Annotated in this window: 1 protein-coding gene and 1 pseudogene; both read left to right on the top strand. The window is 62.0% G+C overall.

Annotation, left to right across the window (positions count from 1 at the left end; genetic code table 11):
• The coding region (locus tag JNL55_RS26790; RefSeq protein ID WP_293861752.1) for an ester cyclase at positions 1 to 681 on the top strand (681 nt) is incomplete at its 5' end.
• A 45-nt stretch (positions 682 to 726) separates the two neighbouring features.
• Positions 727 to 1,700: pseudogene (locus JNL55_RS26785) on the top strand (helix-turn-helix transcriptional regulator); the annotation flags it as partial.

Raw genomic sequence — 1,700 nt, 5'->3', positions numbered from 1 at the left:
ACCTTCGATCTGAGCGGCCGCGACACTCATTACAAGCCGGCCACTCAAAAACAATTCGACCAGTTCCCGGGCCTGGGCCTCACAGTCAATCAACTCGTGACCAACGGCTCGCGCACCTGCCTGCGCTTCTCCGAACACGGCGCATCGATGCGCCATAAAGGGGCGCTGGCTTCGTGGGGCGGCATCGGCCTGTACAAATGGGACGGCGAACGATTGACCGAGAACTTTGTCGAACAGGACTACTACTCGCGACGGCAACAGCTCGCGAGCGGACGACCCAAACCGGTCGAAACGCCAGCGCTGGCGCCGTGGGATACGGTGGCCGAGCCGGTCAATCCAGCAGCGGAAAGTGTAGTTCGCGAAGTGCTCGAACGCGGTGACTTGACTCGACTCGACGGCCTCGACTTCGATGACGCCTGGACCGGCAGCCCACCGCAACGAGTCCTGCAGCCCGACGGCGCGACCATCGACGATCTATTCTCGGTCGGCGACCGGGTAGCATTCCGGATTACGCAGACCGGCAAGCTGCTGGACGATTTCGCTGGCGCCGAGCCGCGCTTCGTGAATACACCGGTGTTCTTACATATGACGGGCTTGGTTACCGTGCGCGACGGGCGCATTGTCGGCGGCCGAGTCATTCGGGATCGCCTCGGCCTGTTGCGCAGGCTACAAGCTGACTGAAGTCGGGGCTATGATCGGCACAGACGGTATCCGGGGGGAGCCGCAGTGGGAATCATTCGAACACGGTTGACGCCGCCGAGCGAGGCCGCCAGCCTCATCGACAGGCCGCGCCTGTTGAATCGACTCGCCGAAGCCGAGCATGCCGCGCTCACTGTGGTGCTGGCGCCGGCCGGCTATGGCAAAACCAGTTTGCTGTCGCAGTGGTATCGGACGTTGCGCTCGTCCGGCCGTGCTTGCGGTTGGTTGACCGCCGACTCATCCGATAACGATGCGGTGGGCATGCTCTGGTACGTCGCCGCCGCGCTGTCGGATGCCGGCGTGTCGTTCGAACCCAGACTCGATCGCATTCTGCGCACCGATGCGTTCGCCTCCAGCGAGTTCTTGACTCACGTCATCATCGAAGCGCTCGAACGTAATGGCGGCGCGGTCTATTTGTTCATCGACGATGCGCACGTGCTCGCACCTGAGCCCATTCACGCGCTCGGTCGATTGATCGAGCAAGCGCCCGCTTCCATGTCATTCATCACTGCGTCCCGCTCGCTGCCAGATTTGCATCTGGCTCGCGCTCGTGCGCGTGGCCAGTTGTATGAAGTTCAAGCGGAAGATCTGAAGTTCACGCCCGATGAGACGCGCAGCTTCATCGCCGGCTCGCACAGCTCGCCCTTGGACGAACAGGATCTCTCCACACTGCAACAGCGCACTGAAGGTTGGATCGCCGGCCTCAAGCTGGCCACCTTGGCATTGCGCCGGGGCACGGCGCCCAAAGAAATGTTGGCGAGCTTCAGCGGCAGCAGCCGCTCCATCTCGGATTTCTTCGCCGAAGAAGTGTTCTCGGCGCAGCCACAGCCGGTGCGCGAGTTCTTGTTGAAGACGTCCATTCTGGATCGCTTCTGCCCGTCGCTCTGCGAAGCCGTGACCGGGCAACCGGACGCGACGCGACGCTTGTACGAGATCGAGCAGCGTGGCCTGTTCTTGCTACAGCTGGATCAAGAGCGACATTGGCATCGCTATCATCATTT

This window comes from Steroidobacter sp., from assembly GCF_016790065.1.
Lineage (GTDB): Bacteria > Pseudomonadota > Gammaproteobacteria > Steroidobacterales > Steroidobacteraceae > Steroidobacter.
The sequence above is the reverse complement of the archived record's forward strand: the minus strand, read 5'-3'. Positions and strand labels throughout refer to the sequence as shown.